This window comes from Ilyobacter polytropus DSM 2926 (assembly GCF_000165505.1).
Classification (GTDB): Bacteria; Fusobacteriota; Fusobacteriia; order Fusobacteriales; family Fusobacteriaceae; genus Ilyobacter; species Ilyobacter polytropus.
Genome location: NC_014634.1, coordinates 1 through 19,894 on the forward strand (window position 1 = coordinate 1; position 19,894 = coordinate 19,894).

A 19,894-nucleotide genomic window follows, 5' to 3' on the forward strand; every position below is an offset into this window, starting at 1 on the left:
CACACTTGGGGAGAAAATATGAATAAAAAGCTTAAGGAGTCTTATGCTTTGTTTGATTCAGGAGGCAGTCCAGAAGATTCCACAATGCGAATAATAAAAAAAGATATAGATGAAATAGAAACTAAAATAATAACTTATGGTCAATCAGATGAAAAGTGGGAGATATCGAGCTTGGATCATATAAGTCTTCCGTTTTTTACCAGAAAGAAGAATAAGAAGGTTAATCTTGTTTATCAGTTTGCTGATTTTGGTATTAAGATGCACTGTAACATAACTTCGCAGGAAAAGGACGCACAGCAGCCATCAGAATTTGAGGAAAGTATATTTGAGTATGTAGTCCAGAGATCTTTTGAGGCTTATAAAGATGAGCTTACGAGCATAGAGGGTAATGAAGAATACGCAGAGAGTACGAAGGAAAAATTAAAAAAAAATATCATTAATAACATTGAAATAACTTTTTCCATAGAGGACCTTTTAAAGCACTTGGGACTTCTAAAAAGCCAATCGCTCTATACAAAGGTAGAAAAAGCTCTTAATAACATGAAATTTACTGAATATTATTTTGAGACAGAAAATTCTAAGAAAGCTCAGCAGAGTAATTATATATTCGAAACGGACACTTTTAAGCTAATTAATTATCAAAAACTAAAAAATGGAAGAAAAACCTTTTATAAAATAATTCCTAGTTCTACTTTGCTTCAGAGAGCGCTGCAGAATAAAAATTATTTGTATTTTACAGAAAGTTCAAGAAGAGATATTTCTAAACATAGCAGGGCAGCATTGAGAATTTTTAGATATATAGGGAAAAAGAGATTCTCCAAGGTTCAAGATACATCTTCTTTGGAAGCATTGGCAATGGTTGTGCCTTATGAGGTAGAAACTAAGGTAACCAAGAAAACTAAAGCTGGAGAAAAGGAATACTATACCTGTAGAAGAAAAGAGATAAAAGCTCGAATAGAGGAACATATGAACCTACTAGTGGATTTGGGTTATTTAAAAAAATATAAAACTATTTACCATGGTGAAAAAAATTATGAGTTTTGGTATGAATTTGGAGAGAAGATGGGGATAATAACGACTCATACTCTTAAATTGGAGAATAAAAAACAAGTGAAATCAGCAGATGAAAAGAAGCCTGGTTCAAAAAACTCTTTTATTGAAGAAAGTATTAACAGGCTACAAAATGAGATAGACAAGTCCAAAAGAAATATATTTATATCTAAGGCGTGGAATAAAAGAGCAGACAATAAAATCAAAAAGATAGCAGTTGAGGATGGAGAAGAGTACGCTGTGCATATTTTGAAGACAGCATATAAAAACCTTAAACAGGATGTTAGAACTACTCTAGTCCAATATATCAATGGGATAATAAAAAACATTCCTAAAAATGAATATTATGAAAAAATGATAGAAAAAAACCTTGGAACATCAGAAGCTCTAGAACCTCTAGAGCCTCAGAGTAAAACTTATAAAAACGAGAAAAATTTTTCAGATGAACAGGGAGACCCTATGACTGAAATTTTACATGGTATGTACTTAAAAATGAAGGATGAAGAGCAGGAGGCTTTGAGAAAAAGAGCTAGAGAGCTTTATCTTATGGAAACCAACTCAAAATCGTTTAATGGAGTGCATGAAAAAATATTTAAGAACTTGGAAAAAAATTATATTATTAGAATAATCAAGGGGGAGTAGATGAAAGTAATATCTATTTTGAATCAAAAGGGTGGCGTAGGAAAGAGTACTACTGCTGTAAATCTTTCTGTTGCTCTTAGTAAGTTAAATAAAAAAGTTTTATTAATAGATCTAGATCCTCAGGGGGATAGTACAGATACCTCTGGAATTATAGATGAACAGGAAAATACAACTCTTGAATTTCTCCTTGATGGGACAGATAGTAGAATAAAGACAGATCATTATGATGTAATTCCAGCAGATATATCTTTGGCCGGATTTGATCTGTCAGTAGCGAATAGAATAGCAAGAGAAAGCATACTAAAAAGTTCAGTAAACAATTTTAAGGATGAGTACGACTTTATCTTATTAGATTGTCAACCAAGTCTATCTTTATTGCCTCTGAATGCCCTAGTAGCCTCAGATTTAGTATTGGTTCCTATGATGGCTGAGAAATACAGCACAAAGGGGATAGATGCACTTTTGAACACCATAGAAGAGGTTAAACCCCTCAATGAGAATTTAGACTATAAATTTTTGATAACCAGGTATAATAAAAGTTTTTCCCATAATGTAGCCTTAGAGAAGGAAATAAGAGAAATTATCGGAGATATAACTTTGACTACTTTGATTAGGCAGGATGTGAAGATATCTAACTCACAGCTGGAATCTACGAATATTTTTGACTATGATAGTAAGAGTAAGGCTGCTAAAGACTATAGCCAGCTGGCGGAGGAAGTGATGAGTCTTGGGTAGAAAAACATCGGGATTGTTGAGCATAAGAGAAAAGAGTGAAAAATTAAAAGAGAAGTCCAGTAACTTAGAAAAAGTTACTGGTAACACAGTGTTACCAGTAAAACTGGAGGAAGATTTTAAAATCACAGAAGATAAAGAAACAAATGAGTTTCTAGTTAAAAAATCCATAGAAGTTTTAAGAATACAGGCAAAGGCTTCGGTAGACTTAGGAAAGGTATTCAAAGAAGTTCACGAAAAACTAGCTGGAGACAACCATCATAATGGTGTTTATACAGTATGGTTAGAAAAAAATGGATTTAACAAAATGACTGCTATTAGACACCGAAGAAGGTATGAACTTTATACTATGGTAAACTCAGAAAAGGGAAAAGCCTTTGTAGCTACTTTACCAGTAAGAATCATAGATTCTATCTACAGGCAGGAAGATATTAGTGGTATAGCGGCGACAATTACCGAAGGAATAACGAGAAAAGAGTTAGAGAACATGATAGCAAGCCCAGAAATATTTGAAGGGGTGGATATATTGCCTTATGATCCCAAAGAAGCAGAAAAATTGTACAGTGAAATAGGTAATATATATAAAAAAGTTTCCCTTGATAAAATTTCTGAAGATAATAAAGATGCTTTTGAAAAGGATATGAAGAGAATAGAAAAGATTCTTTCAAAGTGGTCTTCTAGTTAGAGAAGCAAAATAGTTTAGTGGTAACACAGTGTTACTAGTAAAAAAATCATTCAAATGAAGATAGGTGATCATAACTGAAGGGGGCTAATATCAATGACACTTGAAAATTTTAGGAATTTTCTGATAAAAGAAAAAATTTTTGATAAATATGCTCTTGAAAAAATTGGAGTTTTTGGTTCTTTGGCAAGAGGCGAAGATGGTAATGATATAGATATTTTGGTTGAATATCTCAATTATAAAAAATGGATCTCCATAAAAAATGATTTAGAGAATAATTATCATCTTCATTTGGACGTTGTTTTAGAGAAGTATGCCAATCCGATTGTTTTAATGAGAGCTAAAAAGGAGATTGTTTATGTCACCAAATATAGCTAATGATCTATTATATATTTTAAGTATTTTAGAGAGTATTGGAAAACTATCTGAGTATACAAAAGGCTATTCAGATGCGGAAGAGTTTTTTGAAGTGGTAAATCAAATGCCATTCAATGCATCCCTCTCTTTATTGGTAAATATAGGAGAAGCCTCTGGAAAAATGAGTAAGGAACTTCGAGAAAAGCATGTAAATATTCCTTGGAAAACCATGAAAAATTTTAGAAATAGAGTGGCTTACGACTACGTGAATCTGAATATATTTATTATTTCCGATGTAATCAAAGATAAACTTCCGTCGATATTAGAAAATTTAGAAGACATTGTTTCAGTAGAGCTAAATAACAAAAAATTTATTTTGGAAGAATATCAAGATGCATATAGGCAACAGGTTTTATAAGCATGTGAGATTTTAGAAGATCAACTCTAAAATTAGATAAAAATGAAATTATAAATAATTTAAGAGAGGAAATTTAGCCTCTCTTTTTTTGGGTTTAGAGACCTTACAATCTTCATAGACTTTTGCAGTGGATTCACTTTTAGGTATAGAAACGTCTATTTATTTACAGTTGGACAATTTCGTCTATGTTATTTTTCCAAATTTTCTGATGACAATTTAAATTTGTTACTAAAACAAGCTCCTACAATTTTTCTACGTTTATTTTTCCTGGTTTTCCCTTAAAAATGCGTATTGCTGAGATCACAACGAGATATAAGAAGACTGATCTCAAACCTGTAATTAAACTTATTTTGAATAAGCTAATAGTATCAAAATTTTCTATGTAAATTAAGTAAAGAGGAGCCATCATAGAAAAAATCAATATAAAGAACAACAAAAATATTTTCAAAGAGTTTATAAATGCCTCTTTTAGATTTTTGACCCTAAAAAAACTCTTCTTACTCATGACGATCCCTCCAATCAATTTTTATTTTGAATATTATTCGTTTAGTATCAAAAAGATCCTCTTTTGAGTGTGCTTTTGTTGATGATACTGGAGATACTGCTTTGACGTTTTTCCAGATAAGCATTTAGCTCACATTTAGAACCATTAAGGACAATTGCAAAACGAATCAAGTTTTTTCTCTATTTAGTATAAAAAAAATTCTATAATTAGCATAACTAACCTTTTCGGAAAAGCTTTGTGTTAGGATAGAGAGAAAAAAATAGATTAACTAACTGCAACTTTCGCATAATAACCGACTTTCAAACTTTATATCGTAAAGCCTATAAGAACCAAGAGCTTCCATGAAAATACATATATCACTATTTCGCCATATATTTTTCAATAATTTTGGTGTATTATATAAATGAAGTTACTCAGTTATAAAAATACAAACTTTTGATTTTGAAAACCTCTTTACTTGCTAAGAAATAAATTCTGAAGGAGCTAACTTTATGGATTTAATTACTATAATAGAGAAGATAATTTCTTGGAAAAAAACCAGTATTTTTCGAAAGATACTGTTGATAGCCTTAATGGTATCTATTCAACTTTTTATAACTTTTATGATTTATAGTTCGGGGGGAACGAAAACAGCATTTGCATACTTTGTCCTTTTAATTGTCATATTAGGAGGATGCTTTTTTGGACCTATTGGAGGAGCTTTTTTAGGAATAACTGGTGGATTTTTCTTAGGCCCTTTTATGCCAGCTGATGCTACTCTCATGGTTATGCAAGAAACATTCGACTGGGGTTTCAGGTTTATTTTCTATGTAGTTGTAGGTTTTTTTTCAGGAAAAGGTATTAGATATCTTCTTGATATTATAGAGAACCTAAGCTCAGCCACTTTGTATCAACCTATTACGAACTTACCAAATAAAAAATATTTTGAGAAAATGGATATGAAGTGGGATTATCATGATCGTGTTGCAGTTATAAAGTTTGAAGAGTACTATAAAATGATAGAAAGTTATGGTGAGGATTATGCAAATGATTTTATAAAAAAAATATCCTCCATCTTTGTAGAAATCTTCAATGATGACAGAAGAATAGCTGATAGACCTAATGTATTTCATCTTGACGAAGATAAGCTTGCAGTTGTGTTCTCGGAATTAGAAACTAAAGATAATTTTAAAAATGTGTTTAAAAGAATATATCGTTCTATAAAATCGAAAGAGCTTAATCACTTTCCAGGTGTGTTTATAGGAATAAGCGAATGCAATGAGAGTAATACTAAAATTATTCAGAATGCTGAAACAGCAAGAAGGTCTGCCAGGAAAGATCTAAAGCTTTATAAGATATATTCTCCTAAATTAAGTGAAAAATCTAATGAAAATTTTGACCTTTCAATGGAGATTCCACGAGCTTTAAATGAAAGACAGTTCTTTTTATGTTATCACCCCAAAATAAACCTTAGATCTGGAGAGGTTGAAGGAATAGAGGCTCTAATAAGATGGAACCATGCTGAAAGAGGATTTATTGCACCTGATAATTTCATTCCTCATATAGAAAAGACCTCAATGATAAATAAGGTTACTGAGTGGGTATTGAAAACTTCTTTTTCAGAAATAAAAAATATGGAGAGTGAAAATATAGATGTGAACGTATCTGTCAATATTCCACTTAAAATACTAGAAAATCCAATAATAGTGAGATATCTTAAGTCTTATAAAAAAAAGCAACTTCCCCTTCAAAAATTAGAGTTAGAAATTCTTGAAAGAGATAATGTAGAAGATTTTGAGATCACTGCATCGGCAGTAAAAACTTTAAAAAAAATGGGTATTTCTTTTTCACTAGATGACTATGGAACAGGCTACTCCACACTGTCATATATGCAGAATCTACCATTTGATAAAATAAAAATTGACAGAATGTTTATAAAAGACATAGAAACTAACGGCAACACCAGAGAGATTGTTCGTTCAACAATTGGTATAGTACATATTTTGGGCATGGAAGTTGTAGCTGAAGGTGTAGAGACAAAAGAAACAGTTGAGATTTTAAAAAATATGGGATGTGATTACGCTCAAGGATATTATTATACGAAACCTCTTGCATATAGAGAGTTTATAGATTGGCATAAGAAATATAAAGCTTCTGAAGTATAATTTAAGTTCTTTTATTAAAAAAATCATTGCCTTTAGAAACCCTAATGTAGGGTTTCTTTTTTATGTTGTCTAATTTATTTCTATTATTTAAGTGCATAAGAACCATTTTCAAGAGAGTATAATTCCCTCTATGTTTACAACTTCGAATTTTAGTGAAAAGAAAAGATTGGACATTTCAGTGCAACCAATACCTTTATTTTTTTTAACATCATCGATATCAATATCTAAAAGATTTCCCTTTTTAAAACTTTGTAATGTGCAATTTCTACATTTCTCCGAATTAGGATTGTGGCACCCGTAACCTTTTAATAATAGTTTACTGTTTTTAATTAGGTATAAAATTTTCACCTCACTATTAAAATCTTTTGGAAAATTAATGTTTAAAACCATCGATACCTCCTTTTTTTATCATATTACGTGTGTTGTGTATGGAAAAAAGTTTTCTATAAACTGCTAAATTGAAATGCATGACTTTCTTTAAACTGTTATTTGAATTTTCTTTAATTATAAGATTAGTATAGTTAGATTTTTCTAGCTTTGAGAATTAACTAAAAATGTCGAAATAAAAAAGCATAGCTTACCTAGCTATGCAAAAAATAGAAAAACCCTTTTTTCTGCAACTGGCTACCATTTTAAAGGCCCTATAGCTTTGCGTCCTAACGTTTCCATTAGTTTGCCAAATAATTCACTTGAAAGATATCTTCTTTGTTTTATATCTTTTCCTTTTTTATAACTACATATTTTAGTAATTTAATTGCACAAAGGGTTTTTACTGATATTGCAGTCAACATTTCAAAATCGAATTATTTTGAACTTTTGTGCTTTACAAATAAAAAAAGCCAGACACGGTAGATGTCCAGCTTAGAATTTTGGGGTGGCAGCCATCTTGGGGAGATGGCTGCCGGCTAATACTCTTGTTTGAATTGGAAAAGTTTCGACGTCAATTATTTTAGCATAAAATTATAATGTGATAAACCTACCTTTTAGCTATACACTTATTGTATATAATTTTGTGAGTTAAAAAATCTCAATATAATTACAAAACCCCAGGAAATTATACCTGAGGCTTCGATAAGTGGGAATCTTTTAGGGAAAAAATCATCTTAGAGATTTGAAGACTAAATCATAATTGATTCAATATTAACTTAACATTAAATAGTATTTTTCCTTTTTTTTAATAACGAATGTAACTATATTTCTCAGGCAAAAAATTTCCATGTAAATTTTTATGTGGATATAAATTCAGCTTTAAACGGTTTTTAACAAATTATTGGACAAGAAAAAAGGTTGTTGTTGTGAAATAGTCTCAGTTAGTTTCAGAGGTTCTATAGAGACTATAAAATCTATCTAGAGTAGCTATTGAATGTTAGATTGAATGGTTAAATATTATGTATAGGGTATACTTTTTAATAAAAAAATGTTATACTCGTATTTATAAAACTATATTAATAGCAAACCATTGGAAACGATGGGACGCAAAGCTATAGGGCCTTTAATGTGGCAGCCAGTTACCAAAGAAGAAAATTCTTTGTCCACTATTTAGAGTATGGGTTTCTTGCCATATTTTTTTTATTTTTTGTGAAGAATTATAATTTAAAAAAATATTGATAACAGGATTTGAAGTAGGTAGAGAGATGAATATAATAAGAAAAGCCTTCGTTTCATTATATGTAAAAATTGCATTAGGAATATTAGTGGCAGTAACTTCTGCAATTTTTTTGGTTTCATATCTTCATAATGATTTTATTTTTAATTACATAGATACCACTACTGAAAATCAAATTTGTTCTATTTTAGACAGTGCAAATATCTCAAGTTCAATCTTTATTCAAAACGGAGAGTTTAATGACCTTCAGAGAATGGTGGAAAAGATTGCCTCCCATAACTTCATAAAAGAAGTTAAGGTCTACGATAAAAATAAAAAAATTATAGCTTCAGGTACTGGCTATAAAGGTGATGATAATTCAGGGAGTAAAATTTTAGACGAGCTACTAAATGGACAAATACTTGAATATAAAAAATCAAACTTTTCTGAAAATGTCTTCGATATGGCTATTCCAATAAATGAGGTTGGATATAGCAGCATACAAGAAAATGGAATAATTGGAGTCCTTTGCATAAAAGTTGATCTTGGATCTGTAAAAGGCTTTTTTAAACATTTACATTATGATTTTCTTAAAACTATTTTTACAATAGGAGCATTATTTTTATCTGGCATTATTAGTTTGTTATCATTTAAATTATTCACTCCAATTTCAAAGCTTTACAAGGCGGCTCAGGCCATCTCAGAAGGTGATTATAGGCATGTTGTAGATGAATATAGTGAAAGAGAGTTTTATCCTATAATTAAGGGATTCAACAATATGACGGAAAAAATAAGAACAAGAGACGAAGAATTGAAATCACTTCATAAAAAATTGGAAGATCACAATGAACACCTGGAAACTATTGTAACTGAAAGAACAAGTGAATTGAAATTAACGCAAGACATCACAATCAGAAGTCTTGCCAACTTGGCCGAAACTAGAGATAACGAGACAGGAAGTCATATTTTTAGAACTCAGCATTATGTAGAGACACTGGCAGAATATCTTAAGGAAAATCCAAAATTTTCAGAAGAACTAATGTCAAAAAATATTGAATTGATGTTCAGATCTGCACCGCTGCACGATATTGGAAAAGTAGGAATACCAGATAACATTCTCTTAAAACCCTTTGGTCTCACAAAAGAAGAATTCGAGATAATGAAAAAGCATACTACTTACGGCAAAGAAACTATTGAAAAATCTGAAAAATTTATTGGAAATAAGTCATTATTGTCTTTTGCTAAGGAGATTGCATTCTCCCACCATGAAAAATGGAACGGTTCAGGTTATCCAGAAGGTTTGGTTGGAGAAGAGATTCCATTGTCAGCTAGGATTATGGCAATAGCGGACGTATATGATGCATTGGTCAGTCAAAGACCGTATAAAAAAGCATTCACCCATGATGAGGCAGTTAGAATAATATTAGAGGGAGACGGCAGAACTTCTCCAGAACATTTTGATCCCGACATACTAACTGCATTTTCTAAAATTCATCATAAGTTCGATGAAATCCATAAAAAACATCCTGATGAAGAGTAAAAACAGTTAAAATATCAACAATATAAAGTGATATATTTTGATTTAAAAAGGGATTCCAGTTGGAATCCCTTTTTAAATTCATAGTTTAATTCAAATCTACAACACGAAATTCTCGATATATATTTTTTAAATACGAGCGCCAACACTGACTTTTGTAATTTGGTCATTCTAACTTCTTGTAAACGGCAAAGAAATGAGGAACAGGTGGTTCTTGGGTATCATCATAAGCTTCAAAACTCTCTTCCCTTAGGCCACATCGTATAAAACCGTCTATCTCGTCTTTATCAAGAGGAAGTGGGATGTCATCTTCCTGTTCTTCCTTAAGACGACTTCTACACGAGACAAGAATGTATCCCTGCGGAGCCAGTAGAGAGACCATTGCATCTCTTGCTTGTACTCTGTACTTACCTGGTAAAACTTGGATTGTATTACACTCGTAAACAAGATCAAAACTTTCAAACCATTTTGAAGGGTAATCAAAAAGATCAGCTATAAGATATTTTACTTTGGTATATGGATAACGTTTTTTACAAAGACGTATTGCTTCAGGAGAAATATCAAAAGCAGTTACCTCATATCCCGCTTCACTCAAAGCTTCTGCATCATCTCCTACTCCACATCCAATAACAATTGCCTTAAGTTCTGTACTTTTAAAAGTATAAGTTTTTAACCATTTTAAAAGATAAGGATTGGGTTCAAGGTCTGCCCAGAAGACATCTCTATAATCTCCTTCTGCATCGGTATAAATACTATCAAACCAATCAGTAGGTCTATCTTGATCTTGGTAAGATTTGACAATTTTTTTATATGCAATGGGATCAAACTTTTTCATGCTTTTTTACCTCCTGCATTTGATGCAATATTTTTATATACAACTCAAAAGGTAGGTTATTAAGCCTACCTTTTGAGTTGTAAAGGAATTTTTTGGAGAAAGTCATTCACAACAGTGATTAAAACTGATACGTCTAAAATAGCCTTCTGAAAATTAAAAAAAATCCTTTTAAAAGATCAATACTTCAATATATTAGCCGATAATATTATTTATGATGATAAGGGATTCCTTTGGAGAGAGTTTCTAGACTTTGATTTATTAGAGGATTTAAAGTTAAATTTAGTATAATTTTACGGGTAGGTTAATTTAAAAAATAAAAGTCAGGAGGTTAAAATGAAAGAGTGGAGATGTAAAAAATGTGGACACGTTTATGAGAATATGGATACTCACATCAGAGATGGTCTGCCTAACGGAAGTATGCTTGCTACTATCGACATGCTAGATACTGAAGAAGGTCTTGATGATATTCCTTTTGAAGAATTGCCAACAGATTGGGTATGCCCTGTCTGCCAAGCTTCAAAAGATGAATTTGAGGCGATAGAGAAAGAAAAAAAAGCTCCTGAATCTGAAAAATGGCTTTGTAATCCATGCGGATATGTTTACGACCCTAATATCGGAGATACAGATCACGATATCCCTATAGGGACTGAGTTTAATGACCTTCCTGATACTTGGGTATGCCCTCTTTGCGGTGCGCCTAAAGAGGATTTCAGTGTTATTTAATCATGAATTTAAGCAGATTATACAACATTTTAATTTTGAATAAATAGATTAGTAGAGTAATATTACTGGTGGTTATAGACCTAAATAAGGAGGAATAAATATGTCTTATAGAATTAATGAAGATGAATGTATAGCTTGTGGTGCGTGTGAACCAGTATGCCCAGTAGAGTGCATTTCTGAGGTAGAAGGTGGAAAAAGAAGAATCGACGAAGCTGTATGTATTGATTGTGGTGCTTGTGCAGGTGTTTGTCCTGTTGATTGTATCGCTCCAGTTGAATAATTCTTAATTATAACTTAAATCTAGAGGAGGAAATAAATGTCAATGTTCTGTTATCAATGTCAGGAAACAGCTATGAATAAAGGATGCACAATCAGAGGAGTCTGTGGAAAAACTCCTGAGACAGCTAAACTTCAAGATCTTTTAATTTATACTGCAAAAAGTGTAGCGTCTTACTGCTCATTATTGGATGGGAAATATGAAGTACCTAAGGAAGCATATGTCTGGGTTGTAAATTCTTTATTCATGACTATAACTAACGCTAACTTTGATGATGACGCAATTATCAAAGAGATAGAGAAAGGACAAAGCTGTAGGGAAACTCTTGAATCAAAAGCTAAAGAACTTGGTATTCAGGTGCCTGATAAATATCTTCAGAATTTAAAATTCACTGGTAAAGAAAATATGATTGCGTTTGCTGAAAATGTTGGAGTGTTAAGAACTGAAAATGAAGATATAAGGTCTCTAAGAGAGCTTGTGACATACGGATTAAAAGGGATGAGTGCCTATGTTGAGCATGCATCTAACCTTGGTAAAGAGGATATGGAAGTATATAAATTCATGGCAAAAGCACTGGCTGACCTTGATGATGAGAGCTTTGGACTTGACGGATTAGTGGCTCTTACGATGGAAGTTGGTAAACACGGAGTAACTGCCATGGCTCTTCTTGATGGAGCTAACACTGGTACGTACGGAAATCCAGAAGCTACAAAGGTTAATATAGGTGTTAGAAACAATCCTGGTATCCTTATATCTGGTCATGACCTAAGAGATCTAGAGCAGTTATTGGAGCAAACAAAGGGAACAGGAGTAGATATTTATACTCACTCTGAGATGCTTCCGGCTAACTCTTATCCTGCGTTTAAGAAATATGATAACCTGGTTGGTAACTACGGTGGTTCATGGTGGCACCAGACTAAGGAATTTATTTCATTTAACGGTCCAGTATTATTCACAAGTAATTGTTTAGTTCCTCCTAGAGGATCTGCAGCAGATTATCTAGACAGGATCTACACTACAAATTCAGCTGGAATGCATGGATGCGAACATATATTAAAAGATGCTGAAGGAAAAAAAGACTTCAGTAAAATAATAGAACATGCAAAAAAATGTGCATCACCTGTTGAAATAGAAAACGGAGCCATAGACGGAGGTTTTGCACACAATCAGATATTAGCAGTTGCTGATACTGTAGTAGAAGCAATAAAAGGCGGAGCTATTAAAAAGTTCGTTGTAATGGCTGGATGCGATGCTAGAATGCAGGATAGAAAATACTATACTGAATTTGCAGAGAAGCTTCCTAAGGATACAGTAATTCTTACTGCAGGTTGTGCAAAATACAGATATAATAAATTAAACCTTGGAGAAATAGGCGGAATTCCAAGAGTATTAGATGCAGGACAATGTAACGATTCATATTCTCTTGCTTTAGTAGCTATGAAGTTACAAGAGGTATTTGGATTAGACGATATAAATGATCTTCCTATAGTATATAATATTGCATGGTATGAGCAGAAGGCTTGTCTTGTATTACTTGCTCTTCTCCACCTTGGTGTAAAAAACATTCACCTTGGACCAACTTTACCAGCATTCCTTTCACCAGCAGTTACAAATGTACTAGTTGAGAATTTTGGGATTGCAGGAATAACTTCAGTAGAAGAAGATATGAAAATTTTTGGAATAGAATAAATTTTTTGACTTATTCGGATAAAAAAATTTAGGGGAAAATAGGAGGAATGAAAATGGAAAAATGGAGATGTAAACCTTGTGGCTATATTTATGATCCTGCAGTTGGTGATGAAGCTGGTGATATAAAGCCAGGTGTTAAATTTGAAGATTTATCAGAAGATTGGGTTTGTCCTTTATGTGGTGCACCAAAAGAAGATTTTGAAAAAGTTCAATAGGTAAAAAACTACTGAGTTAAATATTTTTTAGAAAACAGAAATAGAAAACCTGTGAACAAAACAATTTAATGTGTTTGTTTGCAGGTTTTTTTAGATAGGAATTTAACTTATGCTGTGTTAGGTAACATAAGTTACTGCTATAATTTGAGGTTAGGTTTAAAATAGGTAGTTAGATAGATTGTTTATTTAAGTTCAGTATATACTAAAAGGAGAAGAATATGAAAAAATTTGTTTCTGTTAGTGATAGTGTTAAATGGGTTGGAGTTGTTGACCAGGATATGAAAAAATTTCATGGAGAAGAACTTTCTATTCCAAGTGGTACTACATATAACTCTTATTTAATAAGGGACGAAAAAATAGCTCTTGTAGATACAGTAATTCATGCTTTTGGTGAGCAGTGGCTGGAACTTTTGAAAGAAGAGATTGACCTTAACAAGATAGATTATATAATCATGAATCACAATGAACCTGACCATAGTGGAGCTCTTGTGCAGCTCATGAAGGAGATTCCTGATACACCGATATACTGTACGCAGATGGGGAAAGAGATTATAGAAGCTTACTACGGAAGAAGTTATAACTTTAACATTGTAAAAACAGGCGATAAACTAAGTCTTGGAAAAAATGAGATCACTTTTGTAGAGATGAAAATGCTTCACTGGCCTGACAGTATGATGTCTTATTTAAATGGGGAAAACATCCTCTTTAGTAATGATGCCTTCGGTCAGCACTATGGTGCCAACGGGCTCTTTAATGATATGGTAGACCAGAATACTTTAGAATACGAATGCCTAAAATATTATGCATGTATACTTACACCATTCAGCAAGATCCTTGAGAAAAAATTAGAAGAAGTTATTTCTCTTGGACTTCCTATAGATGTAATATGTCCGTCTCACGGCGTAATATGGAGAGATAATCCTATGCAGATTGTTGAAAAATATTCTAAATGGTGTAGAAGTTATAAAGAAGACGTTGTTGTGATAGCTTATGATACTATGTGGGAAAGTACAAAGAAGATGGCAGAATCCATAGCTGATGGTATAAGGGAAGTAAAACCAGAATATGAGATTATCCTCACCAACTCAGCAAAGAACAGTGAAAACGACATAGTTACAGATATGTTCAGAGCATCTGCAATACTATTTGGATCTTCAACGATAAATAATGGGATTCTTCCGTCTATGGCTGCTCTGATAGAAGGGGTAAAAGGAGTAAATTTCCAGGATAAGAAAGTAGCGGCTTTTGGAAGTTATGGATGGAATGGAAAATCACTTGCTGTACTTAACGAAGAACTGTCTAAAACAAAGATGACTCTTGTTAACGAGGGACTGAAAGTAAAGTGGAATCTTAACAGTGCTACAAGAGAAGAATGTATGGTATTTGGAAGGGATTTTGCAGTAAAACTCTAATTTGTTTTTTATAGATTAAGCTATATATGAAAAGTGTCTATTAGAGGTGAAGTGGAATAAACACACATCCCTAAGATGTAGGAAGAGTATCAAGTATGCATAAAAAATTGGTTTTATAAGCATGTGCAGTTTGATAAAATTAATTTTAAAATTAAACAAGAATATACCCAACTACGAGAGGTTATAGAGCCTCTCTTTTTTATTATTATTATTTACCTATAGTAAATTTTAAAGAGGTAAAGTGAATTTTATTTCTTATAGTATGTTGAAGGTTAATTTTTCAATATCTTTCGTAATTTTTTATTTATATTGTTATTTAGATTAAGGAGGAATCCGTTGAGAAAGATCTATTCATTTATTTTAATTTTATGTTTTACTTTTTCAGCATTTGCAATGAGTAATAAGATGAAACCACAAGAAAAGGGTGTGAAATACGGGAATCAGCTTGGAACGGTTCAGCTTCCTATAGAATATAAATCTTCAGTCGAGTCCCATCTTAAATATGGACTGGCTTTACTTCATCATATGACCTATACAGAATCAAGGGAGGAATTTATAAAGGCAACTGAAGTTGATCCAAAATGTGCTTTAGGATATTGGGGTCAGGCCATGACATATATTCATCCATTGTGGTCAGATCCACCAAGCGAAGAGGATTTTAACAAGGGATTAAATTTAATAAAAAAAGCAAAACAATATCAAAAGGGAAAAGAAGCTGATTATATCATGGCAGTTGAATCATACTATTTAAAAGGAAAAGAAAAAAGTGAAAAAAATAATCTAAGTAATTTTGCTGATGGGTGGGAAAAAGTTTTTAAAAAATATCCAAGTGATCCAGAAGCCGCAGCATTCTATGCTTTGTCATATCTTTCAACTGCAGATCCAGAAGATAAAAGCTATGAAAAACAAAGGAGAGTCGGAAAAATAGCTGAAGGGGTATTGAAAATTATACCGGATCATCCCGGAGCTCACCACTACATGATTCATGCTTATGATTATCCTGAACTAGCACCCATGGGCTTGGAAATATCAAAAAGCTATGGTGAAATAGCTCCTGAAGTACCACATGCACTCCACATGCCATCTCACATATTCATTCGTCTCGGTTTGTGGGAAGAATCTATTATGATGAATTCAAGGTCTGCAGAAGCTGCTTTAAAACATCCTGCAAAGGATACTATTTCTTTACATTATCCTCATGCAGTGGATTACTTGATCTACGCTTATCTTCAACGTGGAGAGGACTTAAAAGCGAAAGAAGCCTTGAAAAATTTGATGTCAATGAAAGAAGATTTTCAATCTCATATTGCAGCATCTTACACTTTTAATGCTGCACCAGCACGACTTCTTCTTGAAAGACAGAAATGGAATGAAGCGATGAAGCTTGAGCCTTGGGTTCCAGAAAATTACGATTCAAATAAGTTTCCCGCCATGGAAGCCATCACCTATTTTGCAAAAGGTCTTGGTGCCGCCAGATCTGGAAATAAATCTTCTGCAGAAAAATCAATTCAAAAGCTTTTAGAGTTGTACGATAAAACTGAGTCAGTATCACCTTATTGGTCAAAGCAGATAAAAATTCAGTCTCTTTCTATAATGGCATGGACAACATATATTACAGATAAGAAAAAAGGTCTTGAGATGATGAAGGAAGCAGCCATGATGGAAGCTACTACGGAGAAACATCCTGTAACACCAGGTGAAGTTTTACCTGCTAGAGAACTTTATGGAGATATGCTTCTTGATTCAAAGCAGTATAAAAAAGCTCAAGATGAATATGAGGCAAGCCTAAAAAGAAATAAAAATCGATTTAACAGCCTGTATGGCGCCGGAAGAACAGCTGAAATGCAAGGGGATGTTACTAGTGCAAAATACTATTATGAGGTATTCATAGGTCAAACCAGAGGTGCAGATACGGAGAATGAACGGATAAGTCGTGCAAAAATGTATTTGAGAAACAACAAATAAGACAATAGTATAAAATGTTCATAAATTCTAAAGTTAAATATAGAAAATAATTAAATATAGCTCTTATGTCGGATATATAAAAAGAAACCTTCAAATATAATTTTGTAATTATTTTTTTTATTTTTTATTTTAATTTTTTTAAGGAGGTTACTATGCCTAAATATATAATTGAACGAAATATTCAAGGAGCAGGAAATTTTTCTTTAGAAAAATTAAAAGAAGCGGCTAAAAGTTCTTGTGATGTTTTGAGAAAAATGGGTCCTGAAATACAGTGGGTAGAAAGTTATGTAACTGAAAACAAAATTTACTGTGTTTATATTTCTCCAAATGAAGAAATGATAAGAGAGCATGCAGAAAAAGACGGAATACCTGTAGATAAAATTTCAAAAATAAATACAATAATAGATCCTACAACAGCAGAATAATACTCATATTATAAATCTTATCAATCTTGTCAAATATATTTAAGAGAGGCTAAACAGCCTCTCTTTTTTAGGTTTAGAAACTTTACATGCTTCATATCCTTTTGCAGCAGTCTGGAATGGCAACATTTTTTAGGCAACTTTTTTGAGGTTATGACAGGAAGTTTTTTGTCCATTTACAGAAAAAACTTCACACTCCCAATCCAAGGGAGTATTTTCACCTAATATGTCTCTTTTGAAGCAGTTATCTCTTGTAGTAATTGATCTAGACAATAAATGGGATAGAAGTTTTAAAAGAGGTTGGGATCAGATTCTTGGGCAAATAGTAATTAAATATGAAAACAGACTCTCAAAATATTTATTCTAGAGCCTGCTGGTTTATTCAGTAATTAAGTTTTGAAGAAAACACTAAATTTGAGAACCCCTTCCTCTTCCCTTAAAAAACAGAGATTTTTTACAGATCTTTTTTTATTTCATCAAACTCTTCCTTGGTAATCTCTCCTCTTGCATATCTTTTTTTTAGTATTTCCAAGGGAGTATCGGTTCCAGTTGTGCTATGTTTTTCTCTCTTTTCAAAAAGATAAAAAATCAAAACAATAATCAGTATCGGAAACAACATCATAAGACCACCTCCCATCCAACCAAAAATTCCACCTCTAGAAAAATTATTAAAACACCATTCCCACATTTAGACACCTCCATTTTTAAACTTTCTTATTTATACCTTGTAATACTGAATTATACAATTTTTTTATGTCTTAAGCGTGACAAAAAAGATTTAAATGATAGGATTATTAGTATTTTCATTGAATAGTATTAGATAAGAAAGGTGGTATATTATGAAAATTTTGGTATTGTTATTTTTATGTTTATTTAAAATGTCCTTTGGAGAAATATTGCCAATTCCACCACTTTTGGAAGAAAAAGACGGAGTTTTTAATTTAAAAGTTATAGAGGGAGAATATGAATTTTTTGATGGAACAGAGGAAAGTACATTGGGATACAACGGTAATATACTTGGTCAAACAATAAGAGTAAAAAAAGGAGATATGGTAGAAATTCACGTTAATAATTCTCTTAAAGAAGACACTACGGTTCATTGGCACGGTTTAAGAGTAATAGGAATTATGGATGGGGGACCTCATCAGGTTATCAAGCCTGGAACAACATGGAAAGTAAGGTTTCCAATAGAGCAAGAAGCCGCAACGCTTTGGTATCACCCACATCTTCTTCATAAGACTGGGATTCAGGTTTACAAGGGACTAGCGGGTTTATTTATAATCGATGATGAAAGATCAGACAGTCTGAATCTGCCTAAAAATTACGGGGTTGATGATATCCCACTCATTATTCAAGATAAGAGATTTGATTCACAAATGAAACTTGAGTATCTTACAAGAAATGAAGATATCATAAATGGAATGTTGGGGAATGTAGGGATAATAAACGGTGTTGTAGATCCGACTTTTAAACCCCAGTTAGGAGTTACCAGGTTCAGAATATTAAATGGAGCTAATGCAAGGACTTTTAATCTAGCATTTAGTGATAACAGGTCATTCTATCAGATAGCTACAGACGGAGGATTTTTAGAAAAACCTATAAGAAGAAAAAGTCTCTTATTAGCTCCAGGAGAGAGGGCAGAAATTTTAGTTGACTTCAAGTCTCTAAATGAAAAGGTGGAACTCAGAGATGGAGATTATTCTTTGCTAACTTTAATACCAAAAGATGAAGAGAGCAAGGTGGAAAAAGTTCCCAAAATGCTCAATCAAAAGGTTAAACTACCAGATACATCTAAAATGAAGAAGAGGTATTTTGTTATGCAGGGATCTGGTAGAACCGTTAATATTAATGGGAAACAAATGGATATGGATAGAATAGACGAATATGTAAAATTAAATGAGCCAGAGATTTGGGTTGTAACTAATGCCTCACATCATATGGGAAGGGACATGATGATGGGTGGTGGTATGAGTAGCATGATGGGAAATATCCCGCATCCATTCCATATTCACAATACACAGTTTAGAATACTTAATCGTAATGGTCGTCCTCCGTATAAGTGGGAGCGAGGATACAAGGATACTGTATTAGTAGACCCAGGAGAGACTGTAGAACTCTTGGTGGAATTCAGACACGCAGGATTATTTATGTATCACTGCCATATACTTGAACATGAAGATATGGGGATGATGGGACAATTTAATGTGAGTAAATAGGAGATAGTTTATGTACCGCACCTATTATAATAATGGAATCTTGAGGTAGATAATATATATATTTATTTTTAATGAGGGAAAGAAGGGTGCAATGGTTGTGGACGGGATAAATGATGCCCCTGCTCTTACCTAGGATGACCTGGGAATAGAAATAGGTTTAAAGAGCGTGAATAGAGACTGGGGATATTGTGCTTATTAAAGAGGACTTGAGAGTCGTGGTGGTGGCGATGGAACTGTCAAAATATACTATGAGAAAAATCAAGAAAAATTTATTTTGGAAATTTTTCTATAACAGTCTAGGGATACCACTAGCTGCAGGAGCTCTCTATCTCTTTACAGGATTTTTGCTGAGTCCAGTAATAGCAGGAGCAGCAATGGCTTTTAGTTCTGTTTCTGTGGTGAGCAACTCGCTGCTCATGAAACGTTGGCATTCCAGCATTAAGACAGATAGTTAAATTTATATAATTTTATTATTAATTATGATGTTG

The 19,894-nt window shown here is 32.7% G+C and carries 19 protein-coding genes, 1 pseudogene and 2 riboswitches; of the genes and pseudogenes, 16 read left to right on the forward strand and 4 right to left on the reverse strand.

All coding sequences use genetic code 11. The features are described from left to right. The first annotated feature begins 18 nt into the window (after positions 1-18). The 5 genes from ILYOP_RS14405 (at position 19) to ILYOP_RS14425 (ending at position 3,881) form a co-directional block, all read left to right on the forward strand. Positions 19-1,692 carry a hypothetical protein gene (locus ILYOP_RS14405; protein WP_013389214.1) on the forward strand — a complete coding sequence of 558 codons (1,674 nt, stop codon included), beginning with the start codon at positions 19-21 and terminating at the stop codon, positions 1,690-1,692. Continuing rightward, entirely contained in the window at positions 1,693-2,427 is a 735-nt protein-coding gene (locus ILYOP_RS14410; protein ID WP_013389215.1) for a ParA family protein, read from the forward strand. Beyond that, the gene (locus ILYOP_RS14415) at positions 2,420-3,109 is read left to right on the forward strand and encodes a hypothetical protein (RefSeq protein WP_013389216.1); all 690 of its coding nucleotides are present in this window, start codon (positions 2,420-2,422) and stop codon (positions 3,107-3,109) included. Before ILYOP_RS14410 ends, ILYOP_RS14415 begins: the two co-directional genes overlap by 8 nt. Positions 3,110-3,202: 93 nt before the next feature. Next, the gene (locus tag ILYOP_RS14420) at positions 3,203-3,484 is read left to right on the forward strand and encodes a nucleotidyltransferase family protein (RefSeq protein WP_013389217.1); all 282 of its coding nucleotides are present in this window, start codon (positions 3,203-3,205) and stop codon (positions 3,482-3,484) included. Next, the gene (locus ILYOP_RS14425) at positions 3,465-3,881 is read left to right on the forward strand and encodes a HepT-like ribonuclease domain-containing protein (RefSeq protein WP_013389218.1); all 417 of its coding nucleotides are present in this window, start codon (positions 3,465-3,467) and stop codon (positions 3,879-3,881) included. Before ILYOP_RS14420 ends, ILYOP_RS14425 begins: the two co-directional genes overlap by 20 nt. 241 nt (positions 3,882-4,122) lie before the next feature. Here ILYOP_RS14425 and ILYOP_RS14430 read toward each other — a convergent pair whose 3' ends face one another. After that, positions 4,123-4,386 (reverse strand): hypothetical protein, encoded by a 264-nt coding sequence (locus ILYOP_RS14430; RefSeq protein WP_013389219.1) that lies wholly within the window; start codon positions 4,384-4,386, stop codon positions 4,123-4,125. 491 nt (positions 4,387-4,877) lie between these two features. Here ILYOP_RS14430 and ILYOP_RS14435 point away from each other — a divergent pair, with 491 nt between their 5' ends. Next, positions 4,878-6,530: a GGDEF domain-containing phosphodiesterase gene (locus tag ILYOP_RS14435; RefSeq protein ID WP_013389220.1), complete on the forward strand. Its 1,653-nt coding sequence runs from the start codon at positions 4,878-4,880 to the stop codon at positions 6,528-6,530. Positions 6,531-6,638: 108 nt separating this feature from the next. On the opposite strand, the gene ILYOP_RS14440 is transcribed toward ILYOP_RS14435, so the two are convergent. Next, positions 6,639-6,920: a hypothetical protein gene (locus ILYOP_RS14440; protein ID WP_013389221.1), complete on the reverse strand. Its 282-nt coding sequence runs from the start codon at positions 6,918-6,920 to the stop codon at positions 6,639-6,641. Between the two features lie 222 nt (positions 6,921-7,142). Further along, positions 7,143-7,218: riboswitch (cyclic di-GMP riboswitch) on the reverse strand. Between the two features lie 752 nt (positions 7,219-7,970). Next, a riboswitch (cyclic di-GMP riboswitch) is annotated at positions 7,971-8,046 on the forward strand. A gap of 118 nt (positions 8,047-8,164) precedes the next feature. Here ILYOP_RS14440 and ILYOP_RS15390 point away from each other — a divergent pair. Further along, positions 8,165-9,655 (forward strand): HD-GYP domain-containing protein, encoded by a 1,491-nt coding sequence (locus ILYOP_RS15390; RefSeq protein ID WP_013389222.1) that lies wholly within the window; start codon positions 8,165-8,167, stop codon positions 9,653-9,655. Positions 9,656-9,818: 163 nt separating this feature from the next. Here ILYOP_RS15390 and ILYOP_RS14450 read toward each other — a convergent pair whose 3' ends face one another. Beyond that, complete coding sequence (locus ILYOP_RS14450; protein WP_013389223.1) at positions 9,819-10,487, reverse strand: class I SAM-dependent methyltransferase; 669 nt, start codon at positions 10,485-10,487, stop codon at positions 9,819-9,821. Positions 10,488-10,820: 333 nt separating this feature from the next. On the opposite strand from ILYOP_RS14450, the gene ILYOP_RS14455 reads away from it, so the two are divergent. From ILYOP_RS14455 to ILYOP_RS14485, 7 genes are all read left to right on the forward strand, one after another. Further along, positions 10,821-11,210: a rubredoxin gene (locus ILYOP_RS14455; RefSeq protein WP_013389224.1), complete on the forward strand. Its 390-nt coding sequence runs from the start codon at positions 10,821-10,823 to the stop codon at positions 11,208-11,210. Between the two features lie 100 nt (positions 11,211-11,310). Continuing rightward, positions 11,311-11,490: a ferredoxin family protein gene (locus tag ILYOP_RS14460; RefSeq protein WP_013389225.1), complete on the forward strand. Its 180-nt coding sequence runs from the start codon at positions 11,311-11,313 to the stop codon at positions 11,488-11,490. A gap of 72 nt (positions 11,491-11,562) precedes the next feature. Further along, a complete protein-coding gene (hcp, locus tag ILYOP_RS14465) occupies positions 11,563-13,176 on the forward strand; it encodes a hydroxylamine reductase (protein ID WP_425364874.1) in 1,614 nt (537 codons plus the stop codon). Positions 13,177-13,229: 53 nt separating this feature from the next. Beyond that, positions 13,230-13,391 (forward strand): rubredoxin, encoded by a 162-nt coding sequence (locus ILYOP_RS14470; protein WP_013389227.1) that lies wholly within the window; start codon positions 13,230-13,232, stop codon positions 13,389-13,391. 218 nt (positions 13,392-13,609) lie between these two features. Continuing rightward, positions 13,610-14,803, forward strand: a complete 1,194-nt coding sequence (locus ILYOP_RS14475) for an oxygen-binding di-iron domain-containing protein (RefSeq protein ID WP_013389228.1) — start codon at positions 13,610-13,612, stop codon at positions 14,801-14,803. 336 nt (positions 14,804-15,139) lie between these two features. Then, positions 15,140-16,768, forward strand: coding sequence for a tetratricopeptide repeat protein (locus tag ILYOP_RS14480; RefSeq protein ID WP_013389229.1), 1,629 nt, complete (start codon positions 15,140-15,142; stop codon positions 16,766-16,768). A gap of 152 nt (positions 16,769-16,920) precedes the next feature. Then, the gene (locus ILYOP_RS14485; RefSeq protein ID WP_013389230.1) at positions 16,921-17,193 is read left to right on the forward strand and encodes a DUF4242 domain-containing protein; all 273 of its coding nucleotides are present in this window, start codon (positions 16,921-16,923) and stop codon (positions 17,191-17,193) included. A gap of 451 nt (positions 17,194-17,644) precedes the next feature. On the opposite strand, the gene ILYOP_RS14490 is transcribed toward ILYOP_RS14485, so the two are convergent. Beyond that, positions 17,645-17,878 (reverse strand): SHOCT domain-containing protein, encoded by a 234-nt coding sequence (locus ILYOP_RS14490; RefSeq protein ID WP_013389231.1) that lies wholly within the window; start codon positions 17,876-17,878, stop codon positions 17,645-17,647. A gap of 151 nt (positions 17,879-18,029) precedes the next feature. Here ILYOP_RS14490 and ILYOP_RS14495 point away from each other — a divergent pair, with 151 nt between their 5' ends. Both ILYOP_RS14495 and ILYOP_RS14500 read left to right on the forward strand, forming a co-directional pair. Continuing rightward, entirely contained in the window at positions 18,030-19,406 is a 1,377-nt protein-coding gene (locus tag ILYOP_RS14495) for a multicopper oxidase family protein (RefSeq protein WP_013389232.1), read from the forward strand. Positions 19,407-19,479: 73 nt separating this feature from the next. Continuing rightward, positions 19,480-19,861: pseudogene (locus tag ILYOP_RS14500) on the forward strand (heavy metal translocating P-type ATPase); the annotation flags it as partial. Between the last annotated feature and the right edge of the window lie 33 nt (positions 19,862-19,894).

Coding starts and splice junctions, on each gene's coding strand:
- ILYOP_RS14405 (WP_013389214.1), top strand. CDS start 19: ATGAATAAAAAGCTTAAGGAGTCTTATGCTTTGTTTGATTCAGGAGGC.
- ILYOP_RS14410 (WP_013389215.1), top strand. CDS start 1,693: ATGAAAGTAATATCTATTTTGAATCAAAAGGGTGGCGTAGGAAAGAGT.
- ILYOP_RS14420 (WP_013389217.1), top strand. CDS start 3,203: ATGACACTTGAAAATTTTAGGAATTTTCTGATAAAAGAAAAAATTTTT.
- ILYOP_RS14425 (WP_013389218.1), top strand. CDS start 3,465: ATGTCACCAAATATAGCTAATGATCTATTATATATTTTAAGTATTTTA.
- ILYOP_RS14430 (WP_013389219.1), bottom strand. CDS start 4,386: ATGAGTAAGAAGAGTTTTTTTAGGGTCAAAAATCTAAAAGAGGCATTT.
- ILYOP_RS14435 (WP_013389220.1), top strand. CDS start 4,878: ATGGATTTAATTACTATAATAGAGAAGATAATTTCTTGGAAAAAAACC.
- ILYOP_RS14440 (WP_013389221.1), bottom strand. CDS start 6,920: ATGGTTTTAAACATTAATTTTCCAAAAGATTTTAATAGTGAGGTGAAA.
- ILYOP_RS15390 (WP_013389222.1), top strand. CDS start 8,165: ATGAATATAATAAGAAAAGCCTTCGTTTCATTATATGTAAAAATTGCA.
- ILYOP_RS14450 (WP_013389223.1), bottom strand. CDS start 10,487: ATGAAAAAGTTTGATCCCATTGCATATAAAAAAATTGTCAAATCTTAC.
- ILYOP_RS14455 (WP_013389224.1), top strand. CDS start 10,821: ATGAAAGAGTGGAGATGTAAAAAATGTGGACACGTTTATGAGAATATG.
- ILYOP_RS14460 (WP_013389225.1), top strand. CDS start 11,311: ATGTCTTATAGAATTAATGAAGATGAATGTATAGCTTGTGGTGCGTGT.
- hcp (WP_425364874.1), top strand. CDS start 11,563: ATGAATAAAGGATGCACAATCAGAGGAGTCTGTGGAAAAACTCCTGAG.
- ILYOP_RS14470 (WP_013389227.1), top strand. CDS start 13,230: ATGGAAAAATGGAGATGTAAACCTTGTGGCTATATTTATGATCCTGCA.
- ILYOP_RS14475 (WP_013389228.1), top strand. CDS start 13,610: ATGAAAAAATTTGTTTCTGTTAGTGATAGTGTTAAATGGGTTGGAGTT.
- ILYOP_RS14485 (WP_013389230.1), top strand. CDS start 16,921: ATGCCTAAATATATAATTGAACGAAATATTCAAGGAGCAGGAAATTTT.
- ILYOP_RS14490 (WP_013389231.1), bottom strand. CDS start 17,878: ATGTGGGAATGGTGTTTTAATAATTTTTCTAGAGGTGGAATTTTTGGT.
- ILYOP_RS14495 (WP_013389232.1), top strand. CDS start 18,030: ATGAAAATTTTGGTATTGTTATTTTTATGTTTATTTAAAATGTCCTTT.